Annotated in this window: 14 protein-coding genes; 10 read left to right on the forward strand and 4 right to left on the reverse strand. The window is 68.8% G+C overall.

The features are described 5' to 3' along the window. Nucleotides 1–2: 2 nt before the first annotated feature. From GLO27_RS15540 to aceA, 3 genes are all read right to left on the reverse strand, one after another. The gene (locus GLO27_RS15540) at nucleotides 3–434 is read right to left on the reverse strand and encodes a hypothetical protein (protein WP_167255612.1); all 432 of its coding nucleotides are present in this window, start codon (nucleotides 432–434) and stop codon (nucleotides 3–5) included. Nucleotides 435–544: 110 nt separating this feature from the next. Continuing rightward, a complete protein-coding gene (gene aceB / locus GLO27_RS15545) occupies nucleotides 545–2215 on the reverse strand; it encodes a malate synthase A (RefSeq protein ID WP_029267353.1) in 1671 nt (556 codons plus the stop codon). A 124-nt stretch (nucleotides 2216–2339) separates the two neighbouring features. Then, entirely contained in the window at nucleotides 2340–3665 is a 1326-nt protein-coding gene (gene aceA, locus GLO27_RS15550) for an isocitrate lyase (RefSeq protein ID WP_029258926.1), read from the reverse strand. 133 nt (nucleotides 3666–3798) lie between these two features. Between aceA and GLO27_RS15555 the strand changes: the two genes are divergently transcribed. From GLO27_RS15555 to GLO27_RS15590, 8 genes are all read left to right on the forward strand, one after another. Next, the gene (locus GLO27_RS15555; protein WP_021201088.1) at nucleotides 3799–5250 is read left to right on the forward strand and encodes a helix-turn-helix domain-containing protein; all 1452 of its coding nucleotides are present in this window, start codon (nucleotides 3799–3801) and stop codon (nucleotides 5248–5250) included. Nucleotides 5251–5443: 193 nt separating this feature from the next. Then, nucleotides 5444–7000, forward strand: coding sequence for a glucoamylase family protein (locus tag GLO27_RS15560; protein WP_167255614.1), 1557 nt, complete (start codon nucleotides 5444–5446; stop codon nucleotides 6998–7000). A 36-nt stretch (nucleotides 7001–7036) separates the two neighbouring features. Further along, nucleotides 7037–7663 (forward strand): TetR/AcrR family transcriptional regulator, encoded by a 627-nt coding sequence (locus tag GLO27_RS20310; RefSeq protein ID WP_021201086.1) that lies wholly within the window; start codon nucleotides 7037–7039, stop codon nucleotides 7661–7663. A gap of 239 nt (nucleotides 7664–7902) precedes the next feature. Continuing rightward, complete coding sequence (locus GLO27_RS15570) at nucleotides 7903–9006, forward strand: ABC transporter substrate-binding protein (RefSeq protein WP_021201085.1); 1104 nt, start codon at nucleotides 7903–7905, stop codon at nucleotides 9004–9006. Continuing rightward, nucleotides 9006–9803 (forward strand): ABC transporter ATP-binding protein, encoded by a 798-nt coding sequence (locus GLO27_RS15575; protein ID WP_021201084.1) that lies wholly within the window; start codon nucleotides 9006–9008, stop codon nucleotides 9801–9803. The genes GLO27_RS15570 and GLO27_RS15575 overlap by 1 nt, the downstream gene beginning before the upstream one ends. Next, nucleotides 9796–10644: an ABC transporter permease gene (locus GLO27_RS15580; protein WP_021201083.1), complete on the forward strand. Its 849-nt coding sequence runs from the start codon at nucleotides 9796–9798 to the stop codon at nucleotides 10642–10644. The genes GLO27_RS15575 and GLO27_RS15580 overlap by 8 nt, the downstream gene beginning before the upstream one ends. 195 nt (nucleotides 10645–10839) lie before the next feature. After that, a complete protein-coding gene (locus tag GLO27_RS15585; RefSeq protein WP_167255616.1) occupies nucleotides 10840–12219 on the forward strand; it encodes an NtaA/DmoA family FMN-dependent monooxygenase in 1380 nt (459 codons plus the stop codon). Further along, entirely contained in the window at nucleotides 12212–13096 is an 885-nt protein-coding gene (locus GLO27_RS15590) for a ribokinase (protein WP_167255618.1), read from the forward strand. Before GLO27_RS15585 ends, GLO27_RS15590 begins: the two co-directional genes overlap by 8 nt. A 2-nt stretch (nucleotides 13097–13098) precedes the next feature. Here the strand turns inward: GLO27_RS15590 and GLO27_RS15595 are convergent, their stop codons facing one another. Then, nucleotides 13099–13704 (reverse strand): PadR family transcriptional regulator, encoded by a 606-nt coding sequence (locus tag GLO27_RS15595; protein ID WP_167255621.1) that lies wholly within the window; start codon nucleotides 13702–13704, stop codon nucleotides 13099–13101. 103 nt (nucleotides 13705–13807) lie between these two features. Here GLO27_RS15595 and GLO27_RS15600 point away from each other — a divergent pair, with 103 nt between their 5' ends. Next, the gene (locus GLO27_RS15600; protein WP_021201079.1) at nucleotides 13808–14332 is read left to right on the forward strand and encodes a flavin reductase family protein; all 525 of its coding nucleotides are present in this window, start codon (nucleotides 13808–13810) and stop codon (nucleotides 14330–14332) included. Further along, complete coding sequence (locus tag GLO27_RS15605; protein WP_029258918.1) at nucleotides 14329–14736, forward strand: riboflavin kinase; 408 nt, start codon at nucleotides 14329–14331, stop codon at nucleotides 14734–14736. The genes GLO27_RS15600 and GLO27_RS15605 overlap by 4 nt, the downstream gene beginning before the upstream one ends. Nucleotides 14737–14833: the final 97 nt, after the last annotated feature.

Consider the following 14833-nt stretch of genomic DNA (forward strand, 5'->3'; position numbering starts at 1 on the left):
GGTCAGGCGCCGTAGGACGCGGGCAGTGCGCAGTAGTCGGCGAACCGCCGCGTCGGGTGCGCGGGGTCGGTCACGTCGACGATCGCACCCGCGACCGTGTGCGGTGGCTCGTCGCCGGCCAGCTGCCACACCGCGTAGTTCCACATGCCCCTGGTGCGCTCGCCGAGCAGAGTCGCCGGTCCGGAGACGAGCAGGATGTCGCCGCTCTTCGGGCCTTCGCGGAACGCGGTGACCACGGAGCGGAGCTCGGCCTCGGCGCCGTCCGGTGAGTGGTCGCGGATGACCGGCTGCCCTGACGCCGTCAGCGCGGCCGCGAGGTCGTCTGCCGCCTGTCGCGAGCGCCCGGCATCCACCCCGGCCACTGCGAGCAGCCGCCGGCCGCGCGGGTAGAAGTGCAGGAACTCGGAGGCGATGTCCGCCCAGACGTCGGTCATGCGTCCAGGCTACGCCCGGCGAGGGGCGTGGGAGCGGGAAAAGAGGGAGCCCCCGGGACCACGGCGGATGCCGCAGTCCCGGGGGCTCCCTCGTCTGCTCAGTCGTGTGCTCAGTCCTCGTCGATCAGGAACCGGCTGTAGGCGCCCAGTGTGAGGAAGGTGGGGAACTCCTCCTGGAGGGCGACCTCGCGGAAGATCTCCGCCGCGTCGTCGTACCGGTCGCCGTGGCTGCGCGTCGCCTGCGCGAGCACCTGGGCGATCAGACCCTCGATGTACTCCGCCGTGATCGGGGTGCCGTCCTGAGTGGTGCGGTCCTGGTGGATCCACTGCCACACCTGCGAGCGGCTGATCTCGGCCGTCGCGGCATCCTCCATCAGGTTGTCGATCGCCACGGCCCCGAGTCCGCGCAGCCAGGCCTCGAGGTAGCGGATGGCGACCGACACGTTGTCGCGCACGCCCTGTGCTGTGATGGGCCGGCCGATGTGCAGGTCGAGCAGGTCGCGGGCCTCGACGTGCACGTCGTCACGCTGGCGGTCGACCTGGTTGGGGCGGTCGCCCAGCACGGCATCGAACTCCGCCTGCGCCGTGGGGATCAGGTCGGGGTGCGCCACCCAGGTGCCGTCGAAGCCGTCGCCGGCCTCGCGCTTCTTGTCGGCGGTGACCTTCTCGATCGCGCGTGCTGTCACCTCGGGGTCGCGGCGGTTGGGGATGAACGCGCTCATGCCGCCGATCGCGAAGGCGCCCCGCTTGTGGCAGGTCTGCACGAGCAGATCGGTGTACGCCCGCATGAACGGCACCGTCATCGTGACCTCGCTGCGATCGGGAAGCACGAAGCGCGCCCCGCGGCCGCGGTAGTTCTTGATGATCGAGAAGATGTAGTCCCAGCGGCCGGCGTTCAGGCCCGCGCAGTGGTCGCGCAGCTCGTAGAGGATCTCGTCCATCTCGAACGCCGCCGGCAGGGTCTCGATCAGCACGGTCGCGCGGATCGTGCCGTGCGGGATGCCGATGTACTCCTCGCTGAACGAGAAGACGTCGTCCCACAGCTTCGCCTCCTCGCTGGACTCCAGCTTGGCGATGTAGAAGTACGGTCCGCGACCGCCGTCGATCAGCGCCTGCGCGTTGTGCAGGAAGTAGAGGCCGAAGTCGACCAGGGAGCCGGATGCCGAGGTGCGACGACCGGCGCGGTCGATGAAGGCGATGTGCTTCTCGGGCAGGTGCCACCCGCGAGGGCGCATCACGATCGTCGGCGTGCGCTCCGCCGTGACGCGGTACTCCTTGCCGGGGCCGGATTCAGAGGCAGGCGATGTGAACGACAGCTCGCCGCGGATGGCGTCACGGAGCGACAGCTGCCCCTCGATGACGTTCTTCCAGGTCGGGCTCGTGGCATCCTCCTGGTCGGCGAGCCACACCCGCGCGCCGGAGTTCAGCGCGTTGATCGTCATCTTCGGGTCGGTCGGTCCGGTGATCTCGACGCGGCGATCCTCGAGGCCGGGCCCGGCACCGGCGACCCGCCAGTCGCGATCCTCACGGATGTGGGCGGTGTCGTCGCGGAACTTCGGGTCATGACCGTTGCCGATCTCGAAGCGACGGCGCATGCGGTCGGCGAGGCGGTCGTGGCGACGGGAGGCGAAGCGGTGGTGCAGCTCGGTGAGGAAGGCGACCGCTTCGGGGGTCAGGATCTCCGCGTAGCGGTCGCGGAGGGGGCCGGTGACCTCGATCGCGGGACCCTGCTGGGTCGTCTGGATCGGAGCCGTGGTCGGGGGAGCGGTGGGAGTGGTCATGATCGTGAGTCCTTTGAGTCGTGTCGGGTACTGCGACGAATGCGTCGAGCACCGCGACGAAGAGGGGCCACGCGCCTGGAGGCTCCGCGCGGCGCGCCAGCGCCGTGTGGAGGGGGCGTGGGGATCAGTGGAACTGCGCGGCTTCGGTGGAGCCGGCGAGGGCGAGTGTCGCGCTGTCGGGGTTGAGCGCGGTGGAGATGACGTCGAAGTAGCCGGTGCCCGCCTCGCGCTGGTGCTTGGTGGCGGTGTAGCCGTCTGCTTCTGCGGCGAACTCGGCTTCCTGCAGCTCGACGTACGCGCTCATGGCGCGATCGGCGTAGCCGCGGGCGAGGTCGAACATCGAGTAGTTCAGGGCGTGGAAGCCGGCCAGCGTGATGAACTGGAACTTGTAGCCCAGGTCGGCCAGCTCCTGCTGGAACGTCGCGATCTCGGCGTCCGACAGGTGCTTCTTCCAGTTGAAGCTCGGCGAGCAGTTGTACGCCAGGAGCTTGCCGGGGAACTGCTCGTGGATCGCTGCGGCGAACGAGCGGGCGAGCTCGATGTCGGGCTCTCCCGTCTCGACCCACAGCAGGTCGGCATAAGGGGCGAAGGCGAGGCCGCGGCTGATGACCGACTCCAGTCCGGGCCGGATCCGGTAGAACCCCTCGGTGGTGCGCTCGCCGGTGGTGAACTGCTGGTCCCGCTCGTCGACGTCGCTGGTGAGCAGGTCGGCGGCGAGGGCATCGGTGCGGGCGATGATGACGGTCGGCACTCCGGCGACGTCGGCCGCGAGGCGGGCCGCGTTCAGGGTGCGGATGTGCTGCTGGGTGGGCACGAGCACCTTGCCGCCGAGGTGGCCGCACTTCTTCTCGCTGGCCAGCTGGTCCTCCCAGTGGATGCCGGCGGCACCGGACTGGATGAGCGACTGCGCCAGCTCGTAGGCGTTCAGGGGCCCTCCGAAGCCCGCCTCGGCGTCGGCGACGATCGGCGCGAGCCAGTCCTGCGTGGTCTCGCCCTCAGCGTGCTCGAGCTGGTCCTGGCGGATGAGCGCGTTGTTGATGCGGCGCACGACCGCCGGCACCGAGTTCGCGGGATACAGCGACTGGTCGGGGTAGGTCTGGCCAGCGAGGTTGCCGTCGGCGGCGACCTGCCATCCGGAGAGATAGATGGCCTTGAGTCCCGCCCGCACCTGCTGCACGGCCTGGCCGCCGGTGTACGCGCCGAGCGCACGGACGTAGTCCTCGGTGTGCAGGAGGTTCCACAGATTGTCGGCACCGCGATGGGCGAGCGTGGCCTCTTCGCGGACCGAACCGCGGATGCGGATGACGTCTTCGGCCGAGTAGGTGCGCTCGACGCCGTCCCAGCGGGGGTCGGTGTCCCAGATCTCCTGGAGCTCGGCGGCCGTCTGAACCTGGTCGCCGGCTCGCAGACCGGCGGGGCGGGGCGTCGGGGTGTGGGCGGTGTTCGTCATGGTGTCTCCTCGGTGGATCCGGCGGCTGTGCCGGTGTGGCGTGGTTCCACTGTGCGTGAAGTTCGGAGGGCTGATCGACCGAATGTGAGGAGAAGATCGATGGAAATTCTGTTTCTGTGACAGAATCGGCCGCATGAGCACCATCGACGCTGCAGAAGAGGCCGACGCCCTCACGATCGGTCGCCGCATCCGCCAGCTCCGCACGGCGAAGGGCATGACCCTCGACGACCTCGCCTCTGCCGTCGATCGAGCGCCGAGCCAGATGTCGATGATCGAGACCGGAAAGCGCGAACCCAAGCTCACGCAGCTGCAGGCGATCGCCCGGGCGCTCGGGGTCACGATCGACGCCCTGCTGGAGGGCGAGCCGCTCGACGAGCGCAGCGCGGTCGAGATCGCGCTGGAGCGGGCGATGAAGGGGCAGACGTTCCAGGCGCTGGGCATCGAGCCTTTCCGCATCGCGAAGAGCCTGCCGACCGACGCTCTGAAAGCACTGCTCGCCCTGCACGGCGAGATCGACCGGCTCAAGGATGAGCGGGCCGCGACACCGGAGGAGGCCCGGCGGGCGAACGTCGAGCTGCGGCACCTGATGCGTCGGCAGGACAACCACTTCGCCGACCTCGAGGCGAAGGCCGCCGAGATCCTCTCCGCGGTCGGTCATCCGGGTGGTCCGCTGACCCAGCGCACGGCGTCCGAGATCGCGGCCTACCTGGGCTTCACCCTGCACTACGCGCCCGACCTGCCGCAGACCACCCGGAGCGTCGCCGACCTCGCGAACGGCCGGCTCTACCTGTCGAGCAGCGTGCCCGCGAAGGGCGATGCCCGCACCGCGGTGCTGCAGGCGCTGTCGAGTCGCATCCTCGGGCACTCCGAGCCGCGCAGTTACGCCGAGTTCCTGCGTCAGCGCGTGGAGACGAACTACCTCACCGGTGCGCTCCTCATCCCCGAGGCGCATGTGGTCCCGGCGCTGAAGGATGCCAAGCAGCGTCGGGCGATCTCGATCGAAGACCTGCGCGACGCCTACTCGGTGTCGTACGAGACGGCCGCGCATCGGTTCACGAACCTCGCGACCCGGCACCTCGACATCCCCGTGCACTTCCTCAAGGTGCATGAGTCGGGCACGATCACCAAGGCGTACGAGAACGACGACGTGAACTTCCCCACCGACCGTCTTGGGGCCATCGAGGGGCAGATGTGCTGCCGCCGGTGGACCTCGCGTGTGGTGTTCGACGAGGACGACCGCTTCAACCCGTATTACCAGTACACCGACACCGGGAACGGCACGTACTGGTGCACGGCCCGGGTGGAGTCGTCGAGCGAGGGGCTGCACTCCGTCAGCGTGGGCGTGCGCTTCGACGACACGAAGTGGTTCGTGGGGCGCGACACCTCGCATCGGGGCGTCTCGAAGCACTCGGTCGAGGTGTGCTGCCGCCGGGCGCCGGCCGACCTGGAGGACCGCTGGCGAGACAACTCCTGGCCGAACGTGAAGACCCCGCGCACGCTGCTGGCGACCCTTCCTACCGGGGCCTTCCCCGGCGTCGACACGACCGACGTGTACGAGTTCCTGGAGGCGCACGCCCCCCGCTGACCCCGCCCCGCCCCCGCCCTCCGCCCCCGCTCCCGCCCGCTCCGACCGGAGCGGATGGATCGACTCGCGCGGGCATCCTGCGCAGGCTACGGAGCGGACGGAAGCGGGGGTTGAGCCAACACTGAACACCTGTTAGGTTTTCGCGTGTGGAGTGGCTCCGGTCAGCGGCGCCCGTTCTCGATGAGGAGACGTGATGAAGCGATGGATGAGCACACTGGCCACGGTCGGACTGGTCGTCTCAGGCCTGGCCCTGGCCGGACCGGCGGCGGCGGGAGGCGGCCGTCAGGGCGACGCCGAGCTCACGCGCTGGGCGCAGGACACCTGGGGCTCCCTCGTGGCGATGACCGATGAGGAGACGGGCCTTCCGGCCGACAACATCACCGGCGACCTGCAGACCCCCAGCGCATACACTTCTCCGACGAACATCGGCGGATACCTGTGGTCGACCGTCACGGCGCGAGACCTCGGTATCATCGGCGCCGACGAGGCGCGCAGCCGCATGTCCGCCACGCTCGACACCCTCGAAGGGCTCGAGCGCAACGACGCGAGCGGCATGTTCTACAACTGGTACTCGCCATCGACGGGGGAGAAGCTGACGACCTGGCCCGACTCCGGCGATCCGGTGCATCCGTTCCTCAGCACGGTCGACAACGGGTGGCTGGCCGCCGCCCTGCGTATCGTCCGCGAGGCGGATCCTGCCCTCGCGGTGCAGGCGGACGCCCTCTACGACTCCATGGACTTCGCCTCGTTCTTCGATCCCGCGGGTGCCGCCGGCCTCCCCGCCGGCACCAACCGCGGCGGTTTCTGGGACGAGGTGCCGCCGGACTGCAGCGTCGCGGCCCCGATGTACAACGGATCGGGCGAGACCGCCTACTACACCTGCCACCACTACGACACGACCGTGAGCGAGAGCCGCATCGCGACCTATCTCGGCATCGCCAACGGCCAGATCCCGGCGACGGCGTTGTACGGCACGCATCGCACGATGCCGCCCGGCTGCGACTGGGCCTGGCAGGAGCAGCTTCCCGAGGGGGAGTACCGCACCTACGACGGCGTCGAGGTCTGGGAAGGCGCGTACAGCTATGACGGTATGTCGTTCGTCCCCAGCTGGGGCGGCAGCATGTTCGAGTCGCTGATGCCCGACCTGCTCGTCCCGGAGACGAAGTGGGGTCCGAAGTCGTGGAAGCTCAATCATCCGATCACGGTCGCCGTGCAGAAGCAGCACGGGCTCGACGAGGCCGGATACGGGTATTGGGGCTTCTCGCCCGCGAGTGATCCCTTCGGCGGATACGCGGAATACGGCGTCGACATCGCGGGCATGCGGTCTGACGGCTACACGTCCGACATGGAGAAGACCGACGTCGATGTGGACCGTCCGGGCTGTGCGGTGGGCACGAACCCCGCTCCCGAGTTCGGCGACGGCGTGATCACGCCGCATGCGGCCTTCCTCGCGCTGCCCTATGACCGCAAGGGCGTGCTCCGCAACCTCGAAGGCATCGAGGATGACCTCGGCGCCTATGGCCCCGGTGGGTTCTACGACGCGGTCGCCGTGAAGAGCGGCACGATCGCCGAGCGCTATCTCTCGCTCGACCAGTCGATGATCATGGCGGCGATCGGCAACGAACTCACGAAGGATAAGCTCAAGGACTACTTCGTGGATCGCGAGATGGAGAAGCTCCTGCGCCCCGCGATGCGACAGCAGGAATTCAGCTCGTCGTGGGGTGCGGGTGGCAACGGCCACCAGGGCTGAACCGCCGCTTCCCTCGACGAGGGATGGGAGTGGGCAGTGGGAACGGACGGCCAGCCGACAGCAGGTCGTGGCCCCCGTGGCTCCTACGCCACGGGGCAGGCGCGACGGCAGGCGATCGTCGACGAAGCGCTGGTCGTGTTCTCCCGGACCGGATTCCACGGCGGGTCGCTGCGGGAGATCGCGAAGCGCGTCGGCGTGACGCCTGCCGGCCTCCTGCATCACTTCGCCGACAAGGAGGAGCTGTTCGCCGAGGTGCTGCACCAGCGCGACGAGAAGGTACGAGCGGCCGCGGGCGATCCCGCGGAGCACACCCTCCTCGAGCAGGCGAAGAGAGTCGTCGCCCACAATCAGACCTCGCGCGGCCTCACGTCGTTGTACGCGATCGTCTCGGCCGAGGCGACCGATCCGGAGCATCCGTCGCACGCCGAGTTCGCCGCCCGCTACCGGGCACGAGCCGACGAAGCCGTGGAGATCCTCCGCCGTGGGCAGGAAGCCGGTGAGGTGCGCGACGACATCGACCCCGCGCTCGCCGCACGCCTGATCAGCGCCGTCATGGACGGGATCCAGCTGCAGTGGCTCCTCGACGAATCCGTCGACATGGTCCCGCTCTTCGACGAGTTCGTGCGCCGCTACCTCTACCCTGCCGCTCCTCCTCAGTCCTGACGGCACGCGCTCCGCCCGCGCTCCCGCTCTGTATCGCCGAGTGCACGGCTTCCTGCCGAGTGCACGGCTTCTCGACGTCGACAAGTCGTGCACTCGGCGAGTTCGCGTGCACTCGACGCCCGTCCAGCCCCCGTCCGTGTCGTGCCTGTCGTCAAAAGTTAGTTTGATCTTGCTTAGTCAATCTTGACTATGTTACTTTCATCGAGCCATCAACGACGAACGGCCGAGAAGGGACCCTCATGGCTACTTCCTCTGCGGAAACCCGATTCCGCATCACTGCCACCCTGACGTGCGTTCTCGCCGCCACGCTGACGCTCGGAGCATGCTCCGCGCAGACGCCAGGCGGCGATACCGCCCCCACGAGTGCGAGCGACACCGACGCCTGCAAGCGGAATCAGGATGCCGGCACCATCACCTACATCTCCGGCTACGGCTACTCCGCCAGCGCCGGCCAGCTCGACGTGTTCCTCGCCGAGGAGCTGGGCTACTTCGACGACCTGTGCCTCGATGTCGAGATCAACGCCTCCGGGGCGAACGGGCAGCAGCTCGTGGCATCCGGTCAGGCCCAGTTCACCGCTCTCGGTTCGGCATCCGACGTGATGCTGGCGGCGGCGAACAGCAAGAACCTCACGGCGGTCGCCACCTACGGCACGACCCCGCCGTTCTCGATCTTCGGCAACGAGAAGCTCGAGAGCCTGAAGGACCTCGAGGGCGGATCGCTCGGATACTTCATCAACCTGACGCCGATCGCCTCGGCCATGCTCGACGAGGCCGGCGTCGACGTCTCGAAGGTCGAGATGGTCAAGATGACCAACTACGACCCCACGGTCGTCGTCCGCGAGCAGGTCGACGCGATCGTCGGCTACGCCTCCAACCAGCCGCAGTCGCTCAAGGCTCAGGGCCTGCCGTTCAGCGAGTTCCTCCCCGCCGATCTCGGCGTCGAGGGTACATACAACGTGATGGAGGTGAATTCCCGATTCCTCGACGAGCACCGCGAGGTCGCCGCCGACTTCATGCGGGCGAGCCTCAAGGCGCTGCAGTACTGCCTGGACGAGTCGGATGCCTGCATCGACAAGCTCGCGAAGCTGGCCGAGGACAGCGGTCAGGGCGCAGCGTTCCCCCGCGACCAGCTCGCCCGCACGTGGGAGGTGGAGTCCGCGTGGGTGCGCGAGAGCGCCGGCGGGAACCCCGGCGTGCAGAACGAGTCGATGTGGGAGCCCGAGTACGCCCTCGTGAAGAAGTACGGCGACGTCAAGGAGCTGCCCGCGATCGCCGACATGATGGACGCCGACCTGGTCGCCGACCTCTACGACGGCGACACCCTGATCTGGCAGGAGAAGTGATGACGGTCGCACACGGCGCCGGCGTCGAGGTCAGGAACGTCTCGAAGTCGTTCGGCGTCGACGGCGCGAAGGTCACCGTACTCGATGATGTGAGCCTGACGATCGGCATGGGCGAGTTCGTGTCGGTGATCGGCCCGAGCGGCTGCGGCAAGTCCACACTGCTCAAGGTCGTCGCCGGCCTTCTCGACGCCGACTCCGGAACCGTCACGATCGACGGCGAGAGCGTCACGGCGGCTTCGCGCGACAAGAAGATCGGTCTCGTGCCGCAGTCGCCCGCACTGCTGCCGTGGAAGACGGTGCGCGAGAACGTCGAGCTGCCGGTGCGGATCAACGCCAAGGCCAACGCCGGGCGAGCGCTCCGTGATCCCGCGGAGCTGCTGGCCACCTTCGGGCTCGGCCAGGCGATGAAGAAGTACCCCGGACAGCTGTCGGGCGGCATGCAGCAGCGTGCCGCGATCGCGAGGGCGTTCGTGTTCGACCCGGCCATCATGCTGATGGACGAGCCGTTCTCGGCGCTGGACGAGATGAACCGCGACCTGCAGCGGATCGCGCTGCTGGAGTTCTGGCAGTCCAACCGCAAGGCCGTCATGTTCGTCACGCACTCGGTGCCGGAGGCGATCATGCTCTCCGACCGCATCGTGGTGATGGCCGCGCACCCGGGGCGCATCGCCCAGGTGATCGATGTGAACCTGCCGCGGCCGCGCACCGAAGAGGCCTACGCGACGGACGAGTTCCGCGAACTGGAAGCAGTCGTGCGCGGTGCGCTGCGCGCGCAGACGGAGAAGGCCCATGTCTGAGCTGACGATGAGAGACACGACCGCCACCCTCGCGACCGCCCGCCTGAAGGCCCAGCCACGCCGGGGAGTTCCTTCCTGGCTGCGCTGGGGAGCGTGGGGACCCACGTTGATCACCTTCGTGATCGCCGCTCTCCTCTGGCAGGTCGTGGCCTGGACCAACCCGTACGTGCTGCCGACGCTGGAGGCGATCGGCGCCAGCCTCGTCGATGACGCCGGCATGTACTGGTCGAACTTCCTCGTCACGCTCCTCGAGGTGGTGGTCGGCGCCGCCGCCGGTATCCTCGCCGGATTCCTCCTGGCGGTCGTCATGGCGGAGTTCCAGATCATCGAGCGGGCGGTCATGCCGCTGGTCATCATCGTGATGGTGACCCCGATCGTGGCGATCGCCCCCGCACTGGTCGTGGCCTTCGGCTTCGGCATGGTGCCGAAGTTCATCGTGACGGGGCTCGTGGTGTTCTTCCCGATGCTCGTGAACTCGCTCGCGGGTCTGCGCGACGTCGATCAGAAGGCGCTCGACGTCTTCAAGACGCTGCACGCCTCGCGGTGGGAGATCTTCCGCGAGCTGCGCTTTCCCGGCAGCATGCCCTACGTGTTCGCAGGGCTCCGCATCGCCCTGCCGCTCGCGGTGGTCGGCGCGGCGGTCGCCGAGTTCGTCGCGGCGGGACAGCAGGCCGGTCTCGGCTCGCTCGTCACCACGTCTGCGGCTCAGGCGAACCTCGCGGTCACCTGGGCCAGCATCGCTCTGCTCTGCCTGCTCGGTGTGCTCCTGATCATCGTCCTCGCCCTGGTGCGCAAGCGCGTGCTCTGGTGGAGCGACGGCGAGGTCACGGCCAAGGGCTGACGCGGCACCCTCATCCCGGGACGGGTGCCCCCCCCCCCCCCAACCCGTCCCGGGGTTCCTCCGGCGTGCCCGGAACCACTCCAGAACCGCTCCGGAACCACCAGAACGACTCCGGAACCAGCAGAACGACTCCGGAACCAGCAGAACGACTCCGGAACCAGCAGAACGAACCACCCACAAGGAAGGCACCCGCACATGACCGATCAGAACACCGTCAAGCAGTTGCGTCTCGGCCTCTTCGAGAACGCCCAGGCGAACGACTCCGGCACCGCCACGTGGCGGCACCCCGACAACGGGCGCTACCTGTTCGACAAGCTCGAGTACTGGCGCGACACCGCGCGCATGGTCGAGGACGCCGGGTTCGACTTCCTGTTCCTCGCGGATGCCTGGGGGTGGGCCGACGTCGCCGGCGAGCGTCCCGACATCTGCTCCCTCGAAGGTCTCGACCTGCCGCGTCTGGACCCGGCGATCATCCTCGCCGCTCTCATCCCCGAGACGACGCGCCTGGGGCTCGTCGCCACCGGCTCGACACTGCTCGAACCGCCCTATTCGTTCGCGCGACGGATGGCGACGCTCGACATCCTCTCCGGCGGCCGCATCGGCTGGAACGTGGTCACCACCGGCACGGCGGACACGGCTGTGCAGGGCTTCGGCGTGCCGATGGTCGGCCACGACGAGCGCTACCTCATGGCCGACGACTTCATGCAGGTCGTCTACAAGCTGTGGGAGCAGGCGTGGGAGGAAGGGGCTCTGGAGCGCGACAAGTCCGGGCGCTTCGCCGACCCGTCGAAGGTGCACCGCATCGCCCACGACGGCCCGTACTTCCGATCGCACGGCTACGGCAACACCTCGCGCTCGCCGCAGGGTACCCCGGTGCTGTTCCAGGCCGGGGCTTCCCCCGCGGGCCGGGAGTTCGGGGGCAAGCACGGCGAGGCGATCTTCGTCGGCAGCGGCTCGGTCGAGCAGCTGCGTGCGCACTCGTCGGCGATCCGCGAAGAGGCCGTCAAGAACGGCCGCGGGGCCGACGAGGTGAAGATCATGTCGGCATTCGCCGCGATCGTCGGCAGCACCGAGGAAGAGGCGCAGCGCAAGTACGCCGAGGTCGCCGACGCGCAGAACCCCGACGTCACCGTCGCCTCCTACGCATGGTTCACCGGCCTCGACCTCTCGGCCTATGCGCCGAACACGCCGATGTCGGAGCTGAGCACCGAGCTGTCGCAGACCCAGGTCGCCCGCTTCGCCGACAAGACGGTCGGCGACGTTCTCGGAGACTGGCACGCGCACGGCGTCGGCGCCCGCCCGATCGTCGGCACCCCCGAGCAGGTGGCAGACCGGATGATCGAGCTCGCCGACGGCGCCGACCTGGACGGATTCCTGTTCGCTCCCGTCATCCCGCCGGCGTCGACGGTCGACTTCATCGAGCACGTGCTGCCGATCCTCAAGGAGCGCGGTGCGATCGCCGAACCCTCGGCCGAGCCGCAGTCGCTGCGTGAGCGTCTGATCGGCACGCCGACGCCGGCGCTCTCCGACTCGCACACCGGCTCCCAGTACCGACGGACGATGTCGCGTGTCTGACACCCTCACCGGTGTCGCCGTCGTGGGGAGCGCGAATCTCGATCTCGTGGTCGAGGTCGCGCGCCCTCCCCGCGTCGGCGAGACCCTACTCGGTCGGGCCGGCGGCCGCTTCGCCGGGGGCAAGGGGCTGAATCAGGCCGTCGCCTCCGCACGCAGCGGGGCTCCGACCCGGTTCTGTGCGGTGGTCGGAACGGACGAGGCCGCCGACGTGCTGCAGCAGACGCTGGCGGATGCCGGAGTCGCGGCGGCCCTGCGCCGGAGTGCCGCCGTTCCGACGGGCGTCGCCCACGTGCTGGCCTTCGACGACGGCGACAACAGCATCATCGTCGCGGCCGGTGCGAACGCCGAGCTCGATGTCGACGACGCGGTCGCCGGGATCGCGGGCGCGGCGGTCGTGCTCGCGCAGCTGGAGGTTCCGCTCGCGAGCGTGGCGGCCGCCCTGCGCGCGGGCCGGACGGCCGGAGCCCTGACGATCCTGAACGCCGCGCCCGCACATGCCGAGGCGGTCGAGATGCTCGGCGACGTCGACGTGCTGGTGGTCAACGAGACCGAGTGCACCGCGCTCGGCGGCATCGACCGGCTGCACGCCGCCGGAGCCCCGGTCGTGGTTCTCACCCGGGGTGCCGGGGGAGTGGTGCTGCATCGCGCGGGGAGCGATCCTCTGCAGGTCGACGCGTTCCGGATCGATCCGGTGGATACGACCGGCGCCGGCGATGCGTTCTGCGGAGCCCTGGCCGCCGCGCTCGCCCAGGGAGAAGCAATCGAGACGGCGCTGATCCGGGCCTGTGCGGCTGGCGCCGTGGTGGCGCAGCATCGGGGTGCGACGACGTCGGCCCTGTCGCGCGCGTCGATCGACGCGCTCGTCTCGTCGCGCTGACCTCAGGCCGACGAGGCCGCGTCGGCCGACGCTGCCTCGTCGGTCGTCTCGCCGGCGAATGTGTACTCCCCACCGCGCAGACGTTCCAGCAGGTCGAGCAGCCACTGCTTCTCGGCCGTGAGGCGGGCTGTGGAGAGGTCGAAGATCTCCCGCACGTACTTGGGCGTCGTCTCGGAGCGCAGCGTGTCCTGCACGTCGAAGCCGTTCTGCGTGATGATCGCGTCGCTCTTGATGAGGCGGTGCTCGAGGCCGGCGATCACCTCCTGCCGACTCAGAACGAACATGAACGAGGCCACGGTCATGATGGCCTGGGTGTCGAAGGCTGCGACGTTCCAGAGGTTCTCGCGCAGCATGCGCTGCAGTTCGACCTCGCCGGCCGGGGTGATGCGGTAGGTGGTCCGCGCCGGGCGCTTGCCCTCGGCTTCGGTGCCGCTTTCGGCGATGTAGCCGTCGACCTCGAGGGCGCGCAGGGCGTTGTAGATCGATCCGGGTTGGATATGCGCCCACTCGTCGACGTGCCAGGTCATGAGTTCGCGACGGAGGAAGTACCCGTGCACGGGCTGGAACTGCTTCACGGCGCCGAGGACGACGAGGCGGGTGGTCGACATGCCCCTCATGCTAACGGCTGGCCTTCGCCTTTCCTGTTGTTTGCATGATCAAAGTTGCCTATTATCAAAACTAGTCAAAGTTGACTAACGAAAGGAAGCCGAAATGACGACTGTCGTGACCGACGCGCTGACGAACGATACGGTCCCGCGCGACCTCGCCCTCCGCCGGGCCTTCTCGGTATACCCGACCGGCGTCGTGGCCCTGGCCGCGCACGTCGACGACCGTGCCGTGGGAATGGCGGTCAACTCCTTCACCTCGATCTCGCTCGAACCGGCGCTGGTGGCGATCAGCGCCGCCCGTACGTCGAAGACCTGGCCGGTGCTGCGCACCGTGCCCGAGCTCGGCATGAGTGTGCTCGCCGCGCACCACGAGCCGCTCAGCCGCTCGCTCTCGGCGAGGGAGGGCGACCGGTTCGGCGGCCATGAGTGGCGCCGCACCGATGGCGGAGCCGTGCTGATCGCGGACGCAGCGCTCTGGCTCACGTGTCGCCTGCACAGCACGTTCGACGGTGGCGACCACGAGATCGCGCTGTACGAGATCGCCGACATCACGCTGTTCGACGACGTCGAGCCCCTGGTCTTCCATCAGAGCCGCTACCGCTCGATCGCCGCCCCCGAGAACGCGTGAGCGCGTCGCCGCCCGGGACGATCGTCGGACTGGTCGTCCCCGGCGACGGTCGGGGTCGCGAGCTCGGCTTCCCGACGGCGAACCTGGCGCTCGACCACGAAGATCTGCCCGACGACGGGATCTACGCGGCGTGGGTGCGGATCGACGACGACCTGCTGTCGTGGGCGGCGAGTGTCAGTGTCGGGATGAACCCGACCTTCGACGGCGATCGCGAGCGACGCGTCGAGGTGCACCTGCATGATGCCGACATCGACCTCTACGGTCGGCGCCTGTGCGTGACCCTCGTCGCGCGCCTTCGTCCGACGCTGCGGTTCGACGGCGTCGAGGCGTTGATCGCCCAGACTGCCGATGACGTCATGCGGTGCCGGGCGGTGCTGGCTGCGGGAGCGCGCATCCACTCCTGACCCGCTCTTGGCCCGATGTTGGCCCGCTGCTCCGGTTGCAGTTCCTGCCGCTCAGACGTCGCGGGGGCGGCGCGAAGTGCGACCGGAGTGTTCCCGC

The organism is Microbacterium sp. Be9, assembly GCF_011754135.1.
Lineage (GTDB): Bacteria > Actinomycetota > Actinomycetes > Actinomycetales > Microbacteriaceae > Microbacterium > Microbacterium maritypicum_A.